The 21,331-nt window shown below is 69.3% G+C and carries 20 protein-coding genes; 8 read left to right on the forward strand and 12 right to left on the reverse strand.

Annotated features, from left to right (window positions below; all coding sequences use genetic code 11):
- Positions 1–12 precede the first annotated feature (12 nt).
- The 10 genes from AC3WQR_RS02220 to AC3WQR_RS02265 form a co-directional block, all read right to left on the reverse strand.
- Positions 13–762 (reverse strand): electron transfer flavoprotein subunit beta/FixA family protein, encoded by a 750-nt coding sequence (locus AC3WQR_RS02220; protein ID WP_369631195.1) that lies wholly within the window; start codon positions 760–762, stop codon positions 13–15.
- Between the two features lie 37 nt (positions 763–799).
- On the reverse strand, positions 800–1,798 hold the full coding sequence (locus AC3WQR_RS02225; protein ID WP_492741024.1) for a Bug family tripartite tricarboxylate transporter substrate binding protein: 999 nt from the start codon (positions 1,796–1,798) through the stop codon (positions 800–802).
- A gap of 52 nt (positions 1,799–1,850) precedes the next feature.
- Entirely contained in the window at positions 1,851–3,806 is a 1,956-nt protein-coding gene (locus AC3WQR_RS02230) for an acyl-CoA synthetase (protein ID WP_492741025.1), read from the reverse strand.
- A 47-nt stretch (positions 3,807–3,853) separates the two neighbouring features.
- Entirely contained in the window at positions 3,854–4,852 is a 999-nt protein-coding gene (locus tag AC3WQR_RS02235) for a Bug family tripartite tricarboxylate transporter substrate binding protein (RefSeq protein WP_307635933.1), read from the reverse strand.
- Positions 4,853–4,885: 33 nt separating this feature from the next.
- Complete coding sequence (locus tag AC3WQR_RS02240; RefSeq protein ID WP_062478545.1) at positions 4,886–6,094, reverse strand: CaiB/BaiF CoA transferase family protein; 1,209 nt, start codon at positions 6,092–6,094, stop codon at positions 4,886–4,888.
- Positions 6,095–6,167: 73 nt separating this feature from the next.
- A complete protein-coding gene (locus tag AC3WQR_RS02245) occupies positions 6,168–6,983 on the reverse strand; it encodes an oxepin-CoA hydrolase, alternative type (protein WP_492741026.1) in 816 nt (271 codons plus the stop codon).
- Positions 6,980–8,122, reverse strand: a complete 1,143-nt coding sequence (locus tag AC3WQR_RS02250; RefSeq protein WP_492741027.1) for an acyl-CoA dehydrogenase family protein — start codon at positions 8,120–8,122, stop codon at positions 6,980–6,982. The genes AC3WQR_RS02245 and AC3WQR_RS02250 overlap by 4 nt, the downstream gene beginning before the upstream one ends.
- Before the next feature lie 13 nt (positions 8,123–8,135).
- On the reverse strand, positions 8,136–9,344 hold the full coding sequence (locus tag AC3WQR_RS02255; RefSeq protein ID WP_062478554.1) for an acyl-CoA dehydrogenase family protein: 1,209 nt from the start codon (positions 9,342–9,344) through the stop codon (positions 8,136–8,138).
- Between the two features lie 18 nt (positions 9,345–9,362).
- The gene (locus AC3WQR_RS02260) at positions 9,363–10,553 is read right to left on the reverse strand and encodes an acetyl-CoA C-acyltransferase (protein WP_159273823.1); all 1,191 of its coding nucleotides are present in this window, start codon (positions 10,551–10,553) and stop codon (positions 9,363–9,365) included.
- Between the two features lie 31 nt (positions 10,554–10,584).
- The gene (locus AC3WQR_RS02265) at positions 10,585–12,720 is read right to left on the reverse strand and encodes a 3-hydroxyacyl-CoA dehydrogenase NAD-binding domain-containing protein (protein WP_492741028.1); all 2,136 of its coding nucleotides are present in this window, start codon (positions 12,718–12,720) and stop codon (positions 10,585–10,587) included.
- A 157-nt stretch (positions 12,721–12,877) separates the two neighbouring features.
- On the opposite strand from AC3WQR_RS02265, the gene AC3WQR_RS02270 reads away from it, so the two are divergent.
- A complete protein-coding gene (locus AC3WQR_RS02270; protein ID WP_492741029.1) occupies positions 12,878–13,792 on the forward strand; it encodes a LysR family transcriptional regulator in 915 nt (304 codons plus the stop codon).
- Here the strand turns inward: AC3WQR_RS02270 and AC3WQR_RS02275 are convergent.
- On the reverse strand, positions 13,777–14,019 hold the full coding sequence (locus AC3WQR_RS02275; protein ID WP_492741030.1) for a hypothetical protein: 243 nt from the start codon (positions 14,017–14,019) through the stop codon (positions 13,777–13,779). The genes AC3WQR_RS02270 and AC3WQR_RS02275 overlap by 16 nt on opposite strands.
- A 47-nt stretch (positions 14,020–14,066) precedes the next feature.
- Positions 14,067–14,405, reverse strand: coding sequence for a Rieske (2Fe-2S) protein (locus AC3WQR_RS02280; protein WP_070060176.1), 339 nt, complete (start codon positions 14,403–14,405; stop codon positions 14,067–14,069).
- A 175-nt stretch (positions 14,406–14,580) separates the two neighbouring features.
- On the opposite strand from AC3WQR_RS02280, the gene AC3WQR_RS02285 reads away from it, so the two are divergent.
- From AC3WQR_RS02285 to AC3WQR_RS02315, 7 genes are all read left to right on the forward strand, one after another.
- Positions 14,581–15,324 (forward strand): peptidoglycan-binding protein, encoded by a 744-nt coding sequence (locus tag AC3WQR_RS02285; RefSeq protein ID WP_492741031.1) that lies wholly within the window; start codon positions 14,581–14,583, stop codon positions 15,322–15,324.
- 148 nt (positions 15,325–15,472) lie between these two features.
- Positions 15,473–15,682: a YgaP family membrane protein gene (locus AC3WQR_RS02290; protein WP_070060174.1), complete on the forward strand. Its 210-nt coding sequence runs from the start codon at positions 15,473–15,475 to the stop codon at positions 15,680–15,682.
- A gap of 3 nt (positions 15,683–15,685) precedes the next feature.
- Positions 15,686–16,207 carry an RNA polymerase sigma factor gene (locus tag AC3WQR_RS02295; protein WP_062478577.1) on the forward strand — a complete coding sequence of 174 codons (522 nt, stop codon included), beginning with the start codon at positions 15,686–15,688 and terminating at the stop codon, positions 16,205–16,207.
- A 45-nt stretch (positions 16,208–16,252) separates the two neighbouring features.
- A complete protein-coding gene (gene pyrC, locus AC3WQR_RS02300; protein WP_070060172.1) occupies positions 16,253–17,284 on the forward strand; it encodes a dihydroorotase in 1,032 nt (343 codons plus the stop codon).
- On the forward strand, positions 17,281–18,099 hold the full coding sequence (locus tag AC3WQR_RS02305) for an NYN domain-containing protein (protein WP_307635922.1): 819 nt from the start codon (positions 17,281–17,283) through the stop codon (positions 18,097–18,099). Before pyrC ends, AC3WQR_RS02305 begins: the two co-directional genes overlap by 4 nt.
- The gene (locus AC3WQR_RS02310; protein WP_492741032.1) at positions 18,075–18,860 is read left to right on the forward strand and encodes a DUF3025 domain-containing protein; all 786 of its coding nucleotides are present in this window, start codon (positions 18,075–18,077) and stop codon (positions 18,858–18,860) included. Before AC3WQR_RS02305 ends, AC3WQR_RS02310 begins: the two co-directional genes overlap by 25 nt.
- A gap of 106 nt (positions 18,861–18,966) precedes the next feature.
- On the forward strand, positions 18,967–21,222 hold the full coding sequence (locus AC3WQR_RS02315) for an IgaA/UmoB family intracellular growth attenuator (RefSeq protein ID WP_492741033.1): 2,256 nt from the start codon (positions 18,967–18,969) through the stop codon (positions 21,220–21,222).
- Positions 21,223–21,331: the final 109 nt, after the last annotated feature.

Below are 21,331 nucleotides of genomic sequence, written 5' to 3' on the forward strand. Positions count from 1 at the left end.
TTCGTTTCTTCCTCAGATCACTTTGGCTTCGTTCTTGAGCTTGTCCACCAGGGTGGCAACGTCGGGCACCTTGATGCCGGCGCCACGCTTCGGGGGCTCGCTGACCTTGAGGGTCTTCAGGCGGGGCTTCACGTCCACACCCAGGTCTTCAGGCTTGAAGGTGTCCAGCTGCTTCTTCTTGGCCTTCATGATGTTGGGCAGCGTCACGTAGCGCGGCTCGTTCAGGCGCAGGTCGGTCGTGATGACCGCGGGCAGCGTGAGCGTCAGGGTTTCCATGCCGCCGTCGACTTCGCGTGCGACGGTGACCTTGTCGGCTGCCAGGTCGACCTTCGAGGCGAAGGTGGCTTGGGGCAGGTCGGCCAGTGCAGCCAGCATCTGGCCGGTCTGGTTGGCGTCGTCATCGATGGCTTGCTTGCCCAGGATGATCAGCTGGGGCTGTTCCTTGTCGACCAGTGCCTTGAGCAGCTTGGCCACAGCCAAGGGTTGCAGCTCTTCGGTGGTCTCGACCAGGATGCCGCGATCCGCGCCGATGGCCATCGCGGTGCGCAGGGTTTCCTGGCACTTGGCATCGCCGCACGAGACGGCGATGACTTCGGTCACGATGCCCTTTTCCTTCAGCCGAACCGCTTCTTCGACAGCGATCTCGTCGAAGGGGTTCATGCTCATCTTGACGTTGGCAATGTCCACCCCGGTGCCGTCGCTCTTGACGCGCACCTTCACGTTGTAATCGACGACCCGTTTGACAGGCACCAGAACTTTCATGGCTGTTCCTCTTGAATGACAAAAATGGGAAAAGGGGTTACTCGAGCTTGGCGCCCGACTGCTTGATCAGGCGCTCCCACACGGGGCGCTCCTGCTTCCAGGCTGCGGCAAAGAGTTCGGGCGAGCTGTCCTTGATCTCGAAGCCCATGGCCGCCACGCGCTCGCGCACGTCGGGCTGCTGCGTGGCCTTGCGCACTTCGTCGGCGATGCGGTCGACGATGGCCTTGGGCGTCTTGGCGGGCGCGGCAATGGCGAGCCAGCCGGTCACGCGGTAGGCCTCGTCCTTCAGGCCCTGCTCGGCCAGCGTGGGCACGTTGGGCAGCGTGCTCATGCGGCGCTCGCCGGTCACGCCGACGGCCTTGAGCTTGCCGGCGTCGATGTGCGGCTTGGCCGCGAGCGCGCTGGCGTAGGCCATCTGGATCTGGCCGCCGATGAGGTCCTGCACCATCGGCGCTTCGCCCTTGTAGGCGACGTGGTTCATGTCGGCCTGCTGCGTGAGGCTCATGTGCGCGCCGGCCAGGTGCGGGTAGGCGCCCACGCCGTACGAACCGTAGGCGACCTTGCCCTTGTTCGCGGCCACGTACTTCAGCAGCTCGGGGCCGGTCTTGGCCGGCACGCTGGGGTGCACCACCAGCACCAGCGGCGCCATCGCGATCTGGTAGACCAGCGTGAGGTCGCGTTGCGTGTCGTAGGGCAGCTTGTCGTACAAGAACTCGTTGGTCATGAGCGAGTTGCTCAGCGACAGCACGATGGTGTAGCCGTCGGGTGCGGCCTTGGCGACCGCGTCGGTGCCGATGATGCCGGCCGCGCCGGGCTTGTTGTCGACCACGAGGGGCTGGCCCATGCTGGCCGACATCTTCTGGCCCAGCACGCGCGCCAGCACGTCGGTCGCGCCGCCGGCCTGGAAGGGCACGACGAGGCGGATCGGCTTGTTCGGGTAGGGCGCCTGCGCATGTGCGGGGGCCAACGCGAACAGCGCGGCGGTCGAGGCTGCGGCGCACAGCAGCGCACGGCGGGTCGAGGGTTGATGGGTCATGGTTTGTCTCCCGTTCGGTTTCAGAAAATCGTTGTGAAGAAGCAGATCAAGATCACTTCAGCGCGATGCGCGTCTTGAAGGGCAGCGGCTCCAGGGCCTTCTGCAGTCGCTCCTGCAGTGCCGCGGCTTGTGCGCCCGTTGCGGCGGCGTCGATCTGCACATGCACGAGGCTTTCGCCTTCCGTGGTCACTGCGGGCCGTGCCGCATCGCCCACGCCGAGCGCGGCGCAGACCTCGGCGACCGTGGCCGCCACCACCTGCCGCGCGGCCATGGCGCGCAGCTCGGGCTTGTAGATCTTGCCGACGTTGGTCATCGGCATCGTGGCGATCACCGACACCCACTTGGGACGCGCGGGTGCCTCGTCCACGCGCGCGGAGGTGAAGGCCAGCAGCTCGTCCTCGGTGGCCGAGGCGCCGGGCACCAGCGTCGCGAAGATCACGGGCAGCTCGCCCGCGTAGGCGTCGGGCGCACCGACGGCGGCGCACAGCTGCACGGCGGGGTGCGCGCCCAGCGCGTCCTCGATGGTCTTGGGGTCGATGTTGTGGCCGCTGCGGATGATCAGGTCCTTCGAGCGGCCCGTGAGGTGCAGCCGCTCTTCGGCGTCCATCCAGCCCAGGTCGCCGGTGGCGAGCCAGCCGTCGGCGGTGAAGGCCTTGGCGTTGTCGGCCGGATCGACAAAGCCCGAGAAGACGTTGGGCGACTTGAACAGCACCATGCCGGTCTCGCCCTGCGCCACCTCGCGGTCGCTGGCGTTGCCGTTTTCGTCGAGCGCCACGATGCGCACCTGCGCATACGGCAGCCGAAAGCCGACGCAGCCCGCGGGGCCGTTCACGCCGGGCGGCGTGATGGTCGAGATGCCGGCCATCTCGGTCATGCCCAGGCTCTCGTGCACGTGCAGGCCGAACAGGCGCTCGAAGCGCGCGGCCAGCTCGGGCGCGAGCACGGCGGCGCCGGTGCGGCAGTAGGTGATGGACGAGATGTCGGCGCCGTCCAGCGGCACGTTGGCCAGCGCGGCCAGCACCGTGGGCACGGCGGACAGCGAGGTCGGGCGGTACTTCTCGACCAGCTTCCAGTAGTTGGCCAGCACCTCCTTGTTGCGCAGCAGCGAGGGCGTCGGAATGATCACCTCCACGCCCGCCGACAGCGACGAGAGCGAGGCCGGCAGCACGCCCGCCACATGGAACAGCGGGTAGCCGTTGATCGAGATGCCTTGTTCGTTCATGCCCGCCAGCTGCACGCTGGCCCAGGCGGTGAACACCTGCGCGCCGTGGCTGTGGCGCGCGAGCTTCGGCGCACCCGTGGTGCCGCCGGTGTGGAAGTAGGCGGCGATGTCGGTGGGGGCGATGTCGCGGCCGCTCACGAGGCGGTCGCTCGGTTGCGCGGCGCGCAGCACGTCGAACTCGGCCACACCTTCGGGCAACGCACCTGCAGCACCCGGCGCTTCGTCGTGCGGCGCCACGCGCAGCACGGTGGTGAGCGTGGGCACCTGGCCGCGCAGGCGCATGGCCTTCGACCACATGCCCGATTCGCTGTCCGAGCCGTAGGCGATGAGCACCTTGGCGCGCGCTGCGGTCATCAGTGCGACCAGCTTCTCGTCGGTGAGCAGCGGGTTCAGCGGTTGCACGATGCCGGCGGCCTCGCCGCCCCACAGCGCGAGGTGGTACTCGAGGCAACCGGGCAGCAGCACCGCCACCGCATCGTCGGGCCCCACGCCCAGCGTGTGCAGCAGGTTGGCGGTCTGGTGGATGCCCGCGAGCAGCTGCGCATACGACCAGCGGATGGGTTCACCCGCCGGGTTGCCGCTGCGCAGGAAGGTCAGCGCGGTCTTGTCGCCGAAGGCCGCGCCGGAGTTGCGGAAAAGCTCGTAGGTGCTGCGCACCGTGAGCGCTTCTTCGAGCGGCGTCTCCTCCAGCCGCCGGATGTCGGCGAGACCGCGCACCGGGAACAGGGGGCGGAACGGCGCGCTGGCCGTTCCCGTGGGGTTGTTCTTGTCGTTGCCTGTTGTCATGTTGTCTCCTTGAGGGGGTCTTGCCGGCTGCGGACGGAGGCCGTGTCTTACTGGTTCGTGATCTTGTTGTCGCGAATGACCTTGCCCCAGCGCTCGAAGTCCTGGCGCATGCGCGTGGCGGTCTGTTCCGGCGTGCCGTAGGCCGCGAAGGAGCCCACGCTCTGCAGCTTCTCGCCGACTTCCTTGTCGGCCAGCGCCTTCTTCAGCTCGGCGCTCATGCGGTCGACCACGGCCTGCGGCGTGCCGGCCGGGGCCAGCAGCCCGCCCCACGAGGTGGCGTCGAAACCGGGGAAGCCCTGCTCGGCCACGGTCTTCACGTCGGGCAGCAGGCTCACGCGCTTGCCCGAGCCCACGGCGATCGGGCGCAGCGTGCCGGCGCGGATGTGCGGGATCACGGCCACGAGGTCGGAGAACATCGCGGGCACCTGGCCGCCGATGAGGTCGGTCACGGCCGGGGCGCTGCCGCGGTAGGGCACGTGCTGCATCTCGAACTTGCCGATGTTCTTCAGCTGCTCGGTCGTCAGGTGGCCGAAGCTGCCGGCGCCGGCGGTCGTGTAGTTGAGCTTGCCGCCGTCGGCCTTGGCCTTGGCGATCAGGTCCTGCAGGCCGTTCACGCCGGGCAGGGCCTTCGGGTTCACCACCATCACGATCGGCAGGTCGTACACCGTGCCCACGGGCGTGAAGTTCTTGAAGATGTCGTAGGGCACGGTGCCGTACAGGTGCGAGGCCAGCAGCGTCGGCGTGGCCAGCATCACGAAGGTGTAGCCGTCGGGTGCGGCCTTGGCGGCAAAGGCCGCGCCGATGGTGCCCGAGGCGCCGCTGCGGTTGTCGACCAGGATGTTCTGCTTGAGCGACAGCGACATCTTCTGCGCCACGATGCGCGAGGCCACGTCGGTCGGGCCACCGGGCGGGAAGGGCACGACCAGCGTGATGGGCTTGGTCGGCCAGGCCTGGGCGAAGGCGCTGCCGGCCAGCAGGGGAAGGGCCAGCGCGAGCAGGGCGCGGCGCACGGGGTTGCGGGGGGTACGGAGGAACGGGAAGGCCATGGATTTCTCTTCAGGGATGCGGGCGCTGCCTACTTAGACAACGCCATTCGTTTTCAGCGCTGCCAGCTTTTCATCCGACAGGCCGAGCAGGGACTTCAGCACGTCGTGCGTGCCTTCGCCCAAAGTGGGCGGCGCGCTGCGCACGGGCAGGCGCTCGCCATCGAAACGGTAGGGCGGCGCCAGCACATTGACTTCGCCGGCCACCGGGTGCGGCTGCTTGGTCACCAGGCCGGCGTCGGTTGCGCGCGGGGAGTTCAGCGCTTCCAGCAGGCCCAGCACCTCGCCGCAGGGGATGCCCGAGGCGTTGAGCTTTTCGAGCAACGCAGCGCGCGGGCGCTTCGCGAGTTCGGCGGTCAGCTCGGGCAGCAGCGCCGCGCGGTTGGCCGAACGCAGGATGTTGGTCTTGAAGCGCTCGTCGGCCGCCAGGTCGGGGCGCTCGATCACCTCGGTGCAGAAGCGCATGAACTGCGCGTTGTTGCCCACGGTGATCACCAGCGGGCCGTCGGCCGCGTCGAACACGCCGTAGGGCACGATCGACGGGTGCGAGTTGCCGTAGCGCGGCGGGTCTTCGCCCATCAGCAGCGCTTCGAGGCCGTAGTAGGCGGTGATCATCAGGCCGCAGTCGAACAGCGCCATCTCGATGTGGCGGCCCGTGCCGGTCTTCTCGCGCTGGTAGAGCGCGGCCAGCACGGCCTGCGCCGAGTACATGCCGGTGAACAGGTCGACGGCGGCCACGCCGAACTTCAGCGGCGGCTGGTTGGCTTCGCCGTTCAGCGCCATCAGGCCGGCCTCGCCCTGCACCACGAGGTCGTAGCCGGGGCGTGCGGCCTCGGGGCCGGTGCGGTCGTAGCCAGAGATCGAGCAGTAGATGAGGCCCGGGTTCTCCTTGCGCAGCTGTTCGTAGCCCAGGCCCAGCTTGTCGATGCCGCCGAACTTGAAGTTCTGCAGCACCACGTCGCACTGCTTCGCGAGGTCGCGCGCGATCTGCTGGCCTTCGGGCGTCTGCAGGTCGAGCGTGACGGAGCGCTTGTTGCGGTTCACGCTGTTGAAGTAGGCGGTTTCGGTCTTGCCCACGCGCAGGCCCCAGTCGCGCGTGTCGTCGCCGCGGCCCGGGTGCTCGACCTTGATCACCTCGGCGCCCATGTCGGCCAGCACCATGCCGCACCAGGGGCCGGCAAGGATGCGGGACAGATCGAGGACGCGCACGCCGGCGAGCGGCAGCGAGGAATTCAGCGAGGGCATGGGAACAACTCCAGGAAAACGAAAGGCCCCCGCATCTGCATCGGCATGCACACGCGGGGAAGGGCGCGGCGCGTCAGGACGCGTCGGGCTGGGGTGCGTGGCGCAACGCGACGAAGTCGGCCTTGCGCTTGCCGAGGAAGGCGCCGATGCCTTCGGCGGCTTCGGCATCGGCCTGCGACGCCACCATGTAGACCGCTTCGGCCTCGAGTTGTTCCTCGAGCGTTGCACGATGGGCCTGGCGGCACAGCGTCTTGATGCGTGCACTCGCGCGCTGCGGGCCGTTGGCCACCTTGGCCGCGAGCGCGATGGCCTCGGCCAGCGCGGCGCCCTTGTCGGTCAGGCGGTTCACGGCGCCCATCGCGTGCAGGCGCTCGGCCGTGAGGCGGTCGCCGGTGAGGCACAGCTCGGTGAGAAGCTGGCGCGAGACGAACTCCGCGAGGAAGGCCGTGGCGCCGCCGTCGGGCGTGAGGCCGACCTTGACGTAGGCCACCGTGTAGAACGCATCGCGCGCCGACACCAGCATGTCGCAGGCCAGCGCCATCGACAGGCCCGCGCCGGCCGCGCCGCCCTCGACGGCCGCGATCACGGGCTTGCCGCAGTCGCGGATCGCGCGGATCAGGTCGTGCAGGCCTTCGAGCTTCTCGCGGCGTTCGGCCTCGGGCAGTTCGCGGCGCTTGGCCAGCAGGTTCAGGTCGCCGCCCGAGCAGAAGAAGTCGCCTGCGCCGGTGAAGACGATGGCGCCCACCTCGGGGTCGTTCTGCGCGTCGGTGAGCGCGGCGGAGAGTTCGGCGTACAGCGTCGGCGTGATCGCGTTGCGCGCGGCCGGGTTGCTGTTGGTCAGGATGCGGACGGCGCCTTCCTGCGAGATGAGGACGGTCTTGTCCGTCATGCTGCGACCTCTTTGCCCAGTGCGATGTAGCGCTGCAGGTGGTGGTCTTCGTCGCCGAGCTGGTGGTCGATCATCACGAGGCGCTTGGCGTAGTGGGGCAGCGGCAGCTCCCAGGTCATGCCGATGCCGCCGTGCATCTGGATGCTTTCCTCGGCCACCAGCGCGCCGATGCGGCCGATGCTGAACTTGGCGGCCGACAGCGCGCGCTCGCGCGCCACGCGGTCGCTGCCGTCGATGGCGGCGGCGGCGTTGATCACGGCCGAGCGGGCCTGTTCGATCTCCAGCAGCAGGTCGGCCATGCGATGTTGCAGGGCCTGGAAGCTGCCGATGAGGATGCCGAACTGCTTGCGCGTGCGCAGGTATTCGAGCGTGGCGGTCTTGGCGGCTTCCATCGCGCCCAGTGCTTCGGCGCACAGCGCGAGCACGCCGCGGCCGATGGCGCGTTCCAGCGTGGCGGCGCCCTGGCCTTCGGCGCCCAGCAGCGCGTCGGCGCCGAGCGTCACGCCGTCGAGCGTGAGTTCGGCCACGCGGCCACCGTCGATCGCGGGGCAGCCGCGCACGGTGAGGCCGGCGGTCTTGGCGGGCACGAGGAAGAGCGAGATGCCGGCTTCGTCGTCCACATGGCCCGAGGTGCGGGCCGACACGAGGAACAGGTCGGCCTGCTCGCCTTGCGGCACCACGGCCTTGGCGCCCTGGAGCACCCAGCCGTCGCCACGGCGCTCGGCCTTCGTGGCCACGCGCGTGCGTTCGTAGTGCGTGTCGGCTTCGTCGTGCGCAAAGGCCGCCACGGTCACGCCGTTGACGATGTCGCCGATCTTCTCTTTCTGCGCGTCGCTGCCGGCGGCGCTGATCGTCTCGCCGACCATCACGGCGCCCAGCAGCGGCTCGACCACGAGGCCGCGACCCAGTGCCTCGAAGACCACGGCGATGTCGAAGCCGCTGCCGCCGAAGCCGCCGTCGGCCTCGCTGAACAGCGCGCCGATCACGCCGAGCTCGGCGAAGTTCTGGAAGATCTCCTTACTGAAACCGTGCGCCGACTTCGCGATGCGGTCGCGCGCATCGAAGGCGTACTGCTCGGCGATGAAACGGTTCAGGCTGTCGGCGAGCATGCGCCGGTCTTCGGTGTGTTCGAAGTTCATGTGCGTGTCTCCTTTACAGCCCGAGGATCATCTTGGAGATGATGTTCTTCTGGATTTCGTTCGAGCCGCCGAAGATCGACAGCTTGCGGTTGTTGAAGTAGCGCGACGCGGCGGCCTTGGCGTAGGCCGGGCCGAAGGTCTCGCCGGTGAAGCCGTCCTGCAGCGCTTCGGCCACGAAGGGGCGGCCGTACACGCCCATGGCGCGGCGCGCGAGCGACGAGATTTCTTGACGAATTTCCGTGCCGCGAATCTTCAGCATGGAGCTTTCCGCGCCGGGCACGCCGCCACCGGCCACCGCCGCGATCACGCGCAGGTTGGTGGTCTTCATGTTCTCCAGGTCGATCTCGACGCGCGCCAGGCGCGCGGCGAAGGCCGGGTCGTCCGCGAGCGGCTTGCCGTTCTTGGTCTGCGAGGCGGCGATGCCCTTGAGCTGTTCGAGCGCGGCCACCGAGAAGCCCACGCCCGCGATGTTGGTGCGCTCGTAGGTCAGCAGGTACTTGGCACAGGTCCAGCCCTTGTTCTCTTCGCCCACGAGGTTCTCGGCGGGCACGCGCACGTCGGAGAAGAACACCTCGTTGACTTCATGCTCGCCGTCGAGCGTGATGATCGGGCGCACTTCCACGCCGGGCGAGGTCATGTCGACCAAGAGGAAGCTGATGCCTTCCTGCTTCTTCGCCTCGCGGTTGGTGCGCACCAGGCAGAAGATCATGTTGGCGTGCTGGCCCAGCGTGGTCCAGGTCTTCTGGCCGTTCACGATGTAGTGGTCGCCCTGCGCGTCGATGCCGCGCACGGCCGTGGTCTTCACCGCGGCCAGGTCGGAGCCCGCGCCGGGTTCCGAGTAGCCCTGGCACCACCAGTCGGCGCCGCTCAGGATGCGCGGCAGCCAGTAGCTCTTTTGCGCTTCGTTGCCGTACTTGATGAGCACCGGGCCCAGCATGTTGACGCCGAAGGGCACGATGCGCGGCGCGAAGGCCAGCGCGCACTCGTTCTCGAAGATGAACTTCTCGACCGCGGTCCAACCCGGGCCGCCGTATTGCTCGGGCCAGTGGTTGGCGAGCCAGCCGCGCTCGTTCAGGATGGCGTGCCATTCCTGCATGTCGGCCTTTTCCAGGATCTTGCCGCTGCGCACCTTGTCGGACAGCCGCGCGGGCAGCTTGTTCGCCAGGAAGGTGCGCACTTCGCTGCGGAAGGCTTCTTCTTCGGTCGTGAAGTTCAGGTCCATCGCGGACTCCTCAATGAATCAGTAAATTTCGAACAGGCCCGCCGCGCCCATGCCGCCGGCGATGCACATCGTGACCACGGCGTACTTGGCGCCGCGGCGCTTGCCTTCGATGAGCACGTGGCCCGTGAGGCGTGCGCCGGTCATGCCGAAGGGGTGGCCGATGGAGATCGCGCCGCCGTTCACGTTCAGGCGTTCCGACGGAATGCCCAGCTTTTCCTGGCAGTAGATCGACTGCGAAGCGAAGGCTTCGTTGAGTTCCCACAGGTCGATGTCCTGCACCTTCAGGCCGTGGCGCGCGAGCAGCTTGGGCACGGCGAAGACCGGGCCGATGCCCATCTCGTCGGGCTCGCAGCCGGCCAGCGCCAGGCCGCGGAAGGCGCCCAGCGGCTTCAGGTTGGCGCGCTCGGCGTCCTTGGCTTCCATCATCACGCAGGCCGAGGCGCCGTCGGACAGCTGCGAGGCGTTGCCGGCGGTGATGAACTTGTCGTCGCCCATCACGGGCTTGAGCTTGGCCAGCGCCTCGTAGGTGGTGCCGCGGCGGTTGCAGTTGTCTTCCGTGGCGGTGACTTCGCGGTGGGTGACCTCCTTGGTCTCCTTGTCGGTCACGGCCATCGTGGTGGTGCAGGCCACGATCTCGTCCTTGTAGCGGCCGGCCAGTTGCGCTTCTTCGGTCTTGCGCTGGCTCTCGGCGGAGAAGCGGTCCTGTGCTTCGCGGCTGATGTTGTAGCGCTTGGCGACGATGTCGGCGGTGTCGATCATCGCCATGTACAGCTCGGGCTTGTGCTCGACGATCCACGGATCCAGGCTGAGGTCGCCGCCGTCGCCGGGGCTGCGGCCGCGGATCTGCGAGATGCTTTCCACGCCGCCCGCGATCATGGCCGGCGCGCCGTCCACCACGATGCGGCCGGCGGCCATGGCGATCGCCTGCAGGCCCGAGGCGCAGAAGCGGTTCACGGTGGTGCCGGCGATGCTGATGGGCAGGCCCGAACGGATGATCGACTGGCGCGCGATGTTGCGGCCGGTGGTGCCTTCGGGGTAGCCGCAGCCGAGGATCGCGTCCTCGATCAGGGCCGGGTCCAGGCCCGAGCGCTCGACCGCGGCCTTCACCGCGAACGAGGCCAGCGTGGCGCCGGAGGTGATGTTGAATTCGCCGCGGTGCGCCTTGGTGAGCGGGGTGCGGGCGGTAGAAACGATGACGGCTTCACGCATGGGGTTGTCTCCTGGGGGCTCTTGCTACGGGTTACTCGGATTGATTCAGGCTGGCGAAATCGGCGCCGCGTTCGACCAGCTCCACGAGCAGCGGCGACGGCTTCCAGAAGATCGGGTCGGCCTTGGCGAACTCGCGGATGTCGGCGAGCACCTTGGGCAGGCCCACGGTGTCGGCGTACTTCATGGGGCCGCCGCGGTGGCGCGGGAAGCCGTAGCCATAGAGGAAGGTCACGTCCACGTCGAGCGGGCGCAGCGCGATGCGCTGCAGCACGACGTTGGCGCCTTCGTTGACCATGGCGGCCATGTAGCGGCGCATGATTTCTTCTTCGGTGAAGCTGCGCGGCGTGATGCCGGCGCGCACGCGCTCGGCGTCGATGATGGCCAGCACCTCGGGGTCGGGCACGCCGGTGCGCGCGCCTTCGGGGTACAGGTAGTAGCCGCGCTGCGTCTTCTGGCCGAACCAGCCGCGCTCGCAGATGCGGTCGGCCACCTGCACGTAGCGCGCCTGCGGGTCGCGCGTGGCGGCCTTGCGCTTGCGCGTGGCCCAGCCGATGTCGCCGCCGGCCAGGTCGGACACCTGGAACGGGCCCATCGGGTAGCCGAAGTTGCGCACGGCCGCGTCGATGTCGTAGGGCGAGGCGCCGTCTTCCATCATGTGGTCGGCGGCCTGGCGGTACACGGCCAGGATGCGGTTGCCGATGAAGCCGTCGCACACGCCGGCGCGCACGGGTACCTTCTTGAGCTTCTTGGCGAGTTCGAAGCCGGTGGCGACCACGTCGGCGCTCACCTTGGCGGGCACCACGATCTCCAGCAGCTTCATGATGTTGGCGGGCGAGAAGAAGTGCAGGCCCACCACGTCCTGCGGGCGCGAGATGCTGGCGGCGATCTCGTCGATGTCCAGGTATGAGGTGTTGGTGGCGAGCACGGCGCCCTTCTTGCACACGCGGTCGAGCTCGGCGAACACGGCCTTCTTGACGCCCATTTCCTCGAACACGGCCTCGACCACGATGTCGACATTCGCGAAGGCGTCGTAGCTGGTCGAGCCCGAGAAGCGCGCCATGACGGCGGCCTTGGCCTCTTGTGTCATGCGGCCCTTGGCGATGAGGCCGTCGTACACCTTCTCGACGTGGGCACGGCCGCGCGCCAGGCTGGGCTCGTCGCGCTCGACCATGGTCACGGGCAGGCCCGCGTCGAGCATGGCCACGGCAATGCCCGCGCCCATGGTGCCGCCGCCCACGATGCCGGCCGAGGTGAGCGGGCGCGGGCTGGCCGAGCGGGTCTCGGGCGCCTTCAGCACTTCGCGTTCGGCGAAGAAGGCGTGGATCAGGCCGGCGCGCTGCGGGCTGTCGATGCACTGCAGGAACAGCTTGCGCTCCAGCGCCATGCCTTCGTCGAAGGGCAGCGTGAGCGCGCCTTCGACCGCTTCGACGATCTTCATCGGCGAGAACAGGCCGCGGCTCTTCTTGGCGGTGTCGGCGCGCGCGGCCTCGAGGGCGGCACGGGCGGCTTCCTTGTCGGCCAGGCCGGCGGCGTCGCGCGTGCGGCGCACCGGGGCGTTGGCAGTGACGAGTTCCTGTGCGTAGGCGAGGCCTTCGGCGCGGGCGTCGGCTTCGGTGCCGAGGCGGTCGACGAGGCCGAGCGTCAGCGCTTCCTTGGCGCCCGCATGGCGGCCGCTGAGCATCAGTTCGAGCGCGGGCTTCACGCCGATCAGGCGCGGTGCGCGCTGCGTGCCGCCCGAGCCGGGCAGCAGGCCCAGCGCCACTTCGGGCAGGCCCAGCTTGGCGGTGGGCGCGGCGAGGCGGTAGTGCGCCGACAGGGCAATCTCCAGCCCGCCGCCGAGCGCGGCGCCGTGGATGGCGGCGACCACCGGCTTGCTGCAGTTCTCGATCTTCAGGCAGACCTCGGGCAGCGAGGGTTGTTGCGGCGCCTGGCCGAACTCGCGGATGTCCGCGCCGGCGATGAAGTTGCGGCCCGCGCCGACGATCAGCACCGCCTTGGCGCCGCTGTCGGCCTCGGCCGCGTCGATGGCGGCGGCCAGGCCGCGGCGCACGTCCACGCCCAGGGCGTTGACGGGCGGGTTGTCGATGGTCACCACGCACACGTCGCCTTGACGCTGGAAGGTGACGGGACCGTTGGACGTGGAAGGGCTGGGAGTGGGGGTGGCCATGTGCGTGTCGCTTGTCTCTTGCTTGCGTGGCAGGCCCTCGTGAAGTCTCGAGGGGTCCGGGGCTCTGGGGAGCCCTGCATTCTTGGCCGGCATCGCTGCTTTGACAATTGCATAGGTGGTTGACAGACTGTCAAAGAATTTTTGACACAATCCGCCCATGGACCTGCAATCGCTCACCCTGCTGGTGGAAATCCTTGACGCGGGCAACCTGAGCGCGGCGGCGCGCCGGCTCAAGATGACCCGCGCCAACGTCAGCTACCACCTGAACCAGCTGGAGCGCTCGGTGGGCGCGCAGCTGATCCGGCGCACCACCCGGCGCGCCGAGCCCACCGAGATCGGCCTGCGGCTGTACCAGCACGGCGTGGCCATCCAGGGCGAGCTGCTGGCGGCGCGCGAATCGGTCACCGCGCTGGGCGAGGGCCTGCAGGGCCGCGTGCGCCTGAGCGTGCCCAGCGGCTACGGCCAGCTCGTGATGGCCGACTGGCTCATCGACTTCAAGCGCCAGTACCCCGGCATCGTGCTCGACGTGGTGTTCGAGAACCGCATCGAAGACCTGCTGCGCGACGAGGTCGACATCGCCATCCGCGTGATCCCCGAGCCGCCGCAGAACCTGGTGGCGCGCGAGATGGGCCCGGTGCGCTATGTGGCCTGCGCCACGCGCGCCTACGCCGAGCGCCACCCGCTGCCCGTGCAGCTGGACGCGCTGCGCGCCACGCCGGTGGTCACGGCCGCCGTCATCGGGCGGCAGCTGCGCATCTCGGCCTACCAGGGCGAGACGCGGCGCGAGGTGATCCTGGAGCCGACGCTGATCTCGGAAAACTTTTTATTCCTGCGCCAGGCCATCCTCGCGGGCCTGGGCGTGGGCCTCGTGCCCGACTACGTGGTGCAGGAAGACGTGCGCCGCGGCGACGTGGTGACCACGCTGGACGACTGGCGCCTGTCGATCTTCGGCACCCAGATGTTCATGCTCTACATGCCGAACCGCCAGCACACGCGGGCGATCCGGACGTTCATCGATTTCATCCTGGCGCGGGTGCGGCCGGAAGAAGCCGAGGCTCAGTCGCAGCGGTAGACGACTTCTCCTGCCGGCACGCCTTCTGCCGGCACCTCCGACAGCGTGCTGCTCAAAAAGCGCATCGGCGCGCCGAAGTTGCGGCAGTAGTTCTCGGCGTCCTGCGCGGTGGGCGACTTGAACACGCCGTCGGCCAGGAAGGTGACGCGCGGCGCGGGTCGCGAGACGCAGCTCGCGCCGATGAACAAGGCCGGAAAGAGAACGGAGAAAGCAGCGAATCGGCGCATGGGGCAGGGCGGAAAGAAGAGGTCGCGACTGTAGCCGCTCGGCGGCGTCAGTCGGCCAGCCACACGCTGCCGTCCGCCGCCTCGCGCAGCGCCAGCGGCGTGAGGCGCGCGCCGCGGCAGGGGCCGCCCACGCAGCGCCCGGTGTCGGGCTCGAAGATCGCGCCGTGCCGCGCGCACATCAGGTAGCGCCCGGAGCTTTCGAGGATCTGGCCTTCGAAATCGAGCGGGCCGCCGGCGTGCGGGCACTGGTTCAGGTAGCCGTGCACGGCGCCCTGCCAGCGCACCGCGAAGGCCGGCGCGCCGCCGGGGGCGGTGAACAGGGCCGCGAGGCCGCCGTCGGCGAGTTCGGTGGCGATGGGCTGGGCGGTCGGGGCGGGCGCGGTCATGGGGAACGAGCCTACCAAGGTCCGCCGCGGGGCTGGCGCTGGGGAAAAACCTCCGTGGCATCACATGTTCCGGCTATGTCATCCGACCAATAGACGCAGGGGCGTGCCGTTTTCACAATGCATCCGCTCGCTTTCCTTCGTCCGTGCATCCTTGTGTCAAGGGGGATTCCCACCGATGAGCACGCTGAAACAGGGCTGGCGCGGGGCCGATGTCCGTCGCCTGCAGGAGGCCCTGAACCGCAAATTGCAGCCCAGCCCCGGCCTCGCGCCCGACGGCGACTACGGCCCCGTCACCCGGGCGGCCGTGCTGCGCTTGCAGGCCGCGCACTGGCTGTGCGAGGACGGTGAGGCCGGACCCTGCACCCGCAACGTGGCCTTCGACAACGAAACCCACGCGCCGCTGCTGCACCCCGTGGCGCTGATCCCGCAACCGGCGCCCGCGCTGTGCTGGGCGGCCGCCACCGCGATGCTCACGCGCGCCACCGTGCAGACCGTGGTCGCGCGCACGCCTTCGGAGCTGATGGGCGCCGACGGCGCCTTGCGCCGCCGCGTGGACAGCGACCGCCATGCGCAGGGCAGCGACCCCGATGACGACGACAACCGCCGCTTCGCCGCCGCGCACGGCCTCACGCTGCGGCCCCACGGCCCGTGGACCGTTGCCGCGCTGCGCACCGCGCTGCACGCCGGGCCGCTGATGTTCGACCTGCGCTGGGGCGCCAAGGGTGGCGCGCCCGCCGGCCAGCCGGGCCACATGGTCGTGCTCGCGGGCATCCGCGGCGACAACGACCCCGGCGGGGGCGGCACCACGCTGCGCCTGTTCGACCCCTGGCCGCCGGGCCGGGGCGCGCGCAGCTCGACCAGCCATGTGCGCTGGATGCAGGCCGTGGCCGATCGCATCTGCGGGGTGTTCCAGCGGTAGTGGCGCCCGGCTGCTGTGGCCGTTGGCACCGGTGCATGAAAAAATCCTGACTTTCCGCGAACCGTTTTGGCGGGTGGCTGCCTCTTTCCATGCGGGAGGGGCGTTCTGTTCCTCCGCATTCACACGTCACGGATCGAAGGAAACCACCATGCTCTACGTCAAGAATGTTCCCGGCTGGGAACGCGCCCTGCGCATCGCCCTGGGCCTCGCCGGCCTCGCCTTCGCCGCCATGAACTGGCCGGCGGACGTCCTGGCCGTCGCGGTCGGCCTCATGGGCGCGATGCTGGCCCTCACTGGACTCGTCGGCTTCTGCCCGATGTGCGCGATGGTCGGGCGCACCCTCGACAAGGGCCGCTGACCCATGGCCACCGCAGCGATCGATCGCACCTGCCTGATCCTGGCCGCGCAGACCGGCGACCCCGTCGCCCTCGAGGGCCTGCTCGCCGCCTGCCAGACCGACGCGCGCCGCTACGCCCGCCGGCACTGCCAGGCCAGCGACGTGGACGACGCCGTGCAGGAATCGCTGCTGGTGGTCGCGCGCCGCGTGCGCGGGCTGCAGGCGGCCGCGGCGTTCTCGTCGTGGCTGTTCACCGTCATCCGGCGCGAATGCCTGCGCCTGCAGCGCGCGATGTTCCGCCACGACCCGCTCGACGAAGACACCGTCGAGCGCCAGCTCGCGGCCCGCAGCGACCACGCGCTGCGCATCGACCTGGCCCATGCGCTCGAATCGCTGCCGGCGCACTACCGCGAGGTCGTGCTGCTGCGCGACTTCGAGGAACTCACCATCGCGGAGATCGCCGAGCGCCTGGGCGAGCCGCCGGGCGCCGTGAAGAGCCGGCTGCACCGGGCGCGCCTGCTGGTGCGCGAGTACCTGCTGGGGTAGCCCGGGGGTGCTCCGGTCGAGGGGCGATGCGACAATCTCGCCGCAATGACAGACACCCTCACGATCACCCGCCCAGACGACTGGCACCTGCACGTGCGCGATGGCGCCGCCCTCGAAGCCGTCGTGCCCCACAGCGCCCGCCAGTTCGGCCGCGCGCTGATCATGCCGAACCTGCGTCCGCCCGTGACCACCGCCGCCCAGGCCGTGGCCTACCGCGACCGCATCCGCGCCGCCGTGCCCGCGGGCACGTCCTTCGAGCCCGTGATGTCGCTCTACCTGACCGACAAGCTGCCGCCCGAAGAAATCGCGCTGGCCGCCGAAGCCGGCGTGCGCGCGCTCAAGCTCTACCCGGCCGGCGCCACCACCAACAGCGATGCCGGCGTGACCGACATCCGCAAGACCTACAAGACGCTCGAGGCCATGCAGAAGCACGGCCTGCTGCTGCTGGTGCACGGCGAAGTGACCGACCCCGCCATCGACCTGTTCGACCGCGAAGCCGTGTTCGTCGACCGCGTGATGATCCCGCTGCGCCGCGACTTCCCCGAACTCAAGGTGGTGTTCGAGCACCTCACCACCAAGGAAGGCGCCCACTACGTGCGCGACGCCGACCGCTTCACGGCCGCCACCATCACGGCGCACCACCTGCTGTACAACCGCAACGCCATCTTCACCGGCGGCATCCGCCCGCACTACTACTGCCTGCCCGTGCTCAAGCGCGAGACGCACCGCGTGGCGCTCGTCGAGGCCGCCACCAGCGGCAGCGACCGCTTCTTCCTGGGCACCGACAGCGCGCCGCACCCCGCGCACCTGAAGGAACATGCACTGGGCTGCGCCGGCTGCTACACCGCGCTCACCGCCATCGAGCTGTACGCCGAGGCCTTCGACAGCGTGAACGCGCTCGACAAGCTCGAGGGTTTCGCCAGCTTCCACGGCCCCGACTTCTACGACCTGCCGCGCCACACCGACACCATCACGCTGAAGCGCGAAACCTGGACCCTGCCCGAGACCGTGCCCTACGGCGAAGCCACGCTCAAGCCGCTGCGCGGCGGCGAGACGGTGAACTGGAAGCTCGCATGACGGCGCCGGTGCCCCTGTCGTCGCTGCGCGTGATGCTGCTGATCGACGCCGACAACGTCTCGGCCGACGTGATCGAGCAGGCCGTGCAGCGCACGATGGAGGACTACGGCGCCATCCACGTGCGCCGCGCCTACTGCAACGCCGAGATGGCCGTGAACCGCCAGGCGCTGTTCAAGCGGCTGTCGGTGCGGCCCATGGTGAACCTGTCGGCGGGCAAGAACAGCACCGACATCGCGCTGGCCGTCGACGCCATCGACCTCGTGATCGCCGAGCGGCCCGACGTGGTCGTGCTGGTGTCGTCCGACTCCGACTTCGCGCCGCTCGTGATCCGCCTGCGCGAAAAGGGCTGCCGTGTCTGCGGCATCGGCCAGCAGGGCAAGACCGGCGAAGAGACCGTCGGCATCTACGACAGCTTCATCGACCTCGCGCACCACGGCATCAAGCCGGCCGTGCGCACCGCGCCGGCCAAGAAGGTGGCGGCTGCGAAGAAGACGCCGGCCGCGAAGACCGCCCCCGCGAAGAAGGCGGCTGCCAAGACCGCGCGCAAGACGGCGGCAAAGACGGCCAAGCCGGTGGCACCGCCACCGCCGCAGCAGCCTGAAATCTCCGAAGCCGCCGAGTTCATCCTGCAGGCCGTGCCCGCGCTGCGCCGCGGCACCGACGTGCCGCTGAACGACGTGGCCAAGGCCCTGCGCACCGCCGGCCTGCTCAGCAAGAGCGGCAGCTCGCTCAAGCTCTTCGACAAGCTCACGGGCGAGTTCGCGGTGATGCAGCATCCCGACCGCATCCGATGGACGGGGGCGCCCGCGCCTTGACCCCGGGCCTGCCAGCGGTCGCGGCCATCGAGTGGGCCGCACCCTGGCTGGCGCCGTACCGTGATCCCGGCGAAGCCGTGGCGCGGACCATCGCACAGGGTGGCACCGTCGCCGCCGCGCTGCAGGCGGCCAAGCCACCCGCCGTGCCCGACTTCGTCACGCAGGACGCGCTGCCCGAAGGCCTGGCCTACGAGGCCCACATCTTCCGCACGCGCACCGTGCCCACGCGCGACAACCTGCACGACTTCTTCAACGGCCTGGTCTGGCTGACTTTCCCTGAAACCAAGCGCCGGCTCAACGAACTGCAGGCCACCGAGATCGCACGCGCCGGCGTCGGCGCCACGCGCGGGCCGCTGCGCGATGCGCTCACGCTGTTCGACGAGAACGGTGCGGTGCTCGATGCGCCGCCTGCGCTGTGGGAGGCGCTGATCGCGCGCGACTGGCAGGCGTTGTTCGTCACGCGGCGCAGCCTGTGGCATGAGGCGCGCCTGCTGCTCTTCGGTCATGCGCTGCTCGAAAAACTGGTGACGCCGCGCAAGCCGATCACCGCGCATGTGTTGCTGACGCACTGCGCGACCGGCGCCGCAGCCCTCGACGATGCGGCAATCGCCCGAAGCATCGGTGCGAAAAGGCTCGAAGCCAAGCCTTTCGTTCCCCTGCCGGTGCTCGGCGTGCCCGGTTGGTGCATCGAGAATGACGCGGCTTCGTTCTACGCCGACCCGCAGGTCTTTCGACCGTTGCCGGGCTCGTCGGCAGGCTGAAGCCACGCCAGCACGCACGGGTTCGGGAGGGCCCTCGGCTGGCGGTCGCATCGCGCGCAAGTGCGCGCGACGTACGTCAAGAAAAAATCAGGGAGGTCAAAAAAAGATGGACACCGTCCTCATCGTTCTCAAGCTCGGGCTGGTTCTCTACGGGATCTACAGCTTCATCACCTACATGTCGCGGCGCTCCGAGAACCGGAATGCCTTGAAAGACTTTCGCAGCAGCTCGCCGGTGCTGCGCAGCATCACCGACGAAGAAAAATCGGCGCTGCAACCCTTTCTCATGGGGCAGGGCCTCGTGATCGGCGACAACGTGCACGAGCTCGACGGCGCGTTCGTGCGCCACGGCCTCCAAACGCAAGGCGCGACCACGCTGCACGACACCCTCGGCGACGTCGACGTGCTGCTGCCCTACGACGCCCTCCACTACGTCGAGGCGTACAACGAGGCGCAGGTGGTGCTGGCCGGCAAGTGCGCCGTGGTGATCCGCCTGAACGGCTTCGAACTGCTCGAAGGCCGGGCGCGCGCGCAGCGCCAGCAGGCCCAAGACCAACAATGGCAGCGCGGCGAGCGCGGCGCGCTGCCGTCGCTCGATGAGACCGTGGCGGCCGAAGTGGCGACTGGCGTGGTGGTGCCGGAAGCTGCGGTGGCATCGATCGCGACCGACCCTAACGCGCGCTACCAGCGCGGCGAGGTCGACATCCTGAGCCAGCGCACCGAAACGCCCGAGGAGGTCGAGAGCCGCATCGGGCGCGGCGGCTGGGCCTCGGCCTTCGCGTGGCTTCTGGCGTTCGTGCTGTTGTGGGTCGCCACCTGGGACGCCACGCGCGCGGCGCGCATCTACCTGCTGGGCGCAGGCCTGCTCGCGGGTTTGTGGGCCGTGTGGCTGTTCGTGCGCAAGCCGCCGGCCACGGCGCCGGAGCGGGAACCGCAGCCCGTGAACCGCGTGCGCGGCATGCTCAACCAGATTTCGGTGACGAATGCTGGCAACACGTCGGTCCAGAGCGTGGGCCTGTTCATCGGCGACAAGTTGAGCCTGGTGCTGCCTTCGCACTGGCGCAACGCAGCAGCCGTGGCGCACGGCGAGGTGATCGAAGCTGAGCTGCGCACCAGCGACTACAGCGCAGTGGGCTTCGGCCCCAAGTGGTCGGTGAGCGACGAGTGGCGGCGTTTCCAGCCCGTGTACTGGGGACGGCACCTGCTGCATCTGATCATCGGCCTGCTCGCCGCAGGTGCGGTCGCGCTGTCGGTGCCCGACCTGCGCAGCGAGGCTGCGCTGGCGGCGCAGTGGGTCATGAATGGCAGCGGCACCACCGCCTATGCCGACGTCGGGCAACTGGCCGACAATCCGCCGCCCTGGGGCAGCCGCGCGCGCATGGCAGGCGAAGGCCGGTGCGAGATCGACCTGAGCGGCCGTGCCGGCGTGCCCGCCACCGATTGCACCCTGGTGCGCTGGGACGGCACCGCACCCGTTGTTCCCGCGTTGGACATTCCGCAGACCGTGCTGGCGCTCGCCAGCCCCCACTTCATTCGTGTGTCCGAGGACTACACGATGTCCAGCCTGATCGAGGTGCAGCGGCTTCTGCAGGGCGGACGGGTGGACGACAGGCTCGCGGCCTACAGCGCGCGCGAGCGCACGCTGTGGATCGCGCGGGGTTTCGACCAGTCGGTGGCGGCGATCGAGGCCGCCTGCAAGGACGCCGATGGCCTGTCGCCCTCCGCCTGCGAGAGCCTGCAGCGCGACCTCGTGCGCACCATCGACGCCACCGTAGACAAGGACGGCGTCGACATGCCCGTGATCACCTGGCAGGCGTTGGCCGCGAGCGTGGCGACGGGCCAGGAGAACGCATCCCTGAGGCTGTCGCAGCAACAGCTGGCGTCTGTCCGGCGTGCGTTGCAACAAGCCGTCGACAGTACGGTGGCTGCGAAGATCGAGACGGCGCGCACCGCCATCGTGCCCGCCAAGGGCGGCGTGCTGCTGGCGTCTGCCACGCGCATCGTGGACATGCCGGCGCAGCCCGGCAAGGCCGAAGATGGCGAGAGCACCCCGCTCGCCCGCTGGACCCGCCTGCAGCTCAACGCCACACCAGACAGCCTGAAACCCTTCACCCTCGAAGGCCTCGTGACCGCCAGCGGCAAGGACACCACCGGCACGCCGTGGGTGCGCGTCGACCCGAGCCTCGATGCCTCGCGCATGACTGCGGCGGGCGCGCACGCGCTGTGGTGGCTGTTCGCCGCGGGGCTGGTGCTGGTCAACGGCGTGCTGTTCGCGCTGCGCTGGACGCAGGACAGCCGCCGACGCGACCGGCTCGAGGCTGACATCGCCACCCGCCCCGCGCCGGGCACCAGCGGCCTTTTCTGACAGGCCTTGACTCCGGCGGGGAATATCGGGGCGCCAGAACTTTTGCTCCTATCATGGCTCCACCGGAAGCAACACCGAGGGCCTCCCCGTCGCGCGCGGCTTGAAGAGG

It is taken from the genome of Variovorax sp. FW305-3-2-15-B-LB1 (assembly GCF_058787635.1).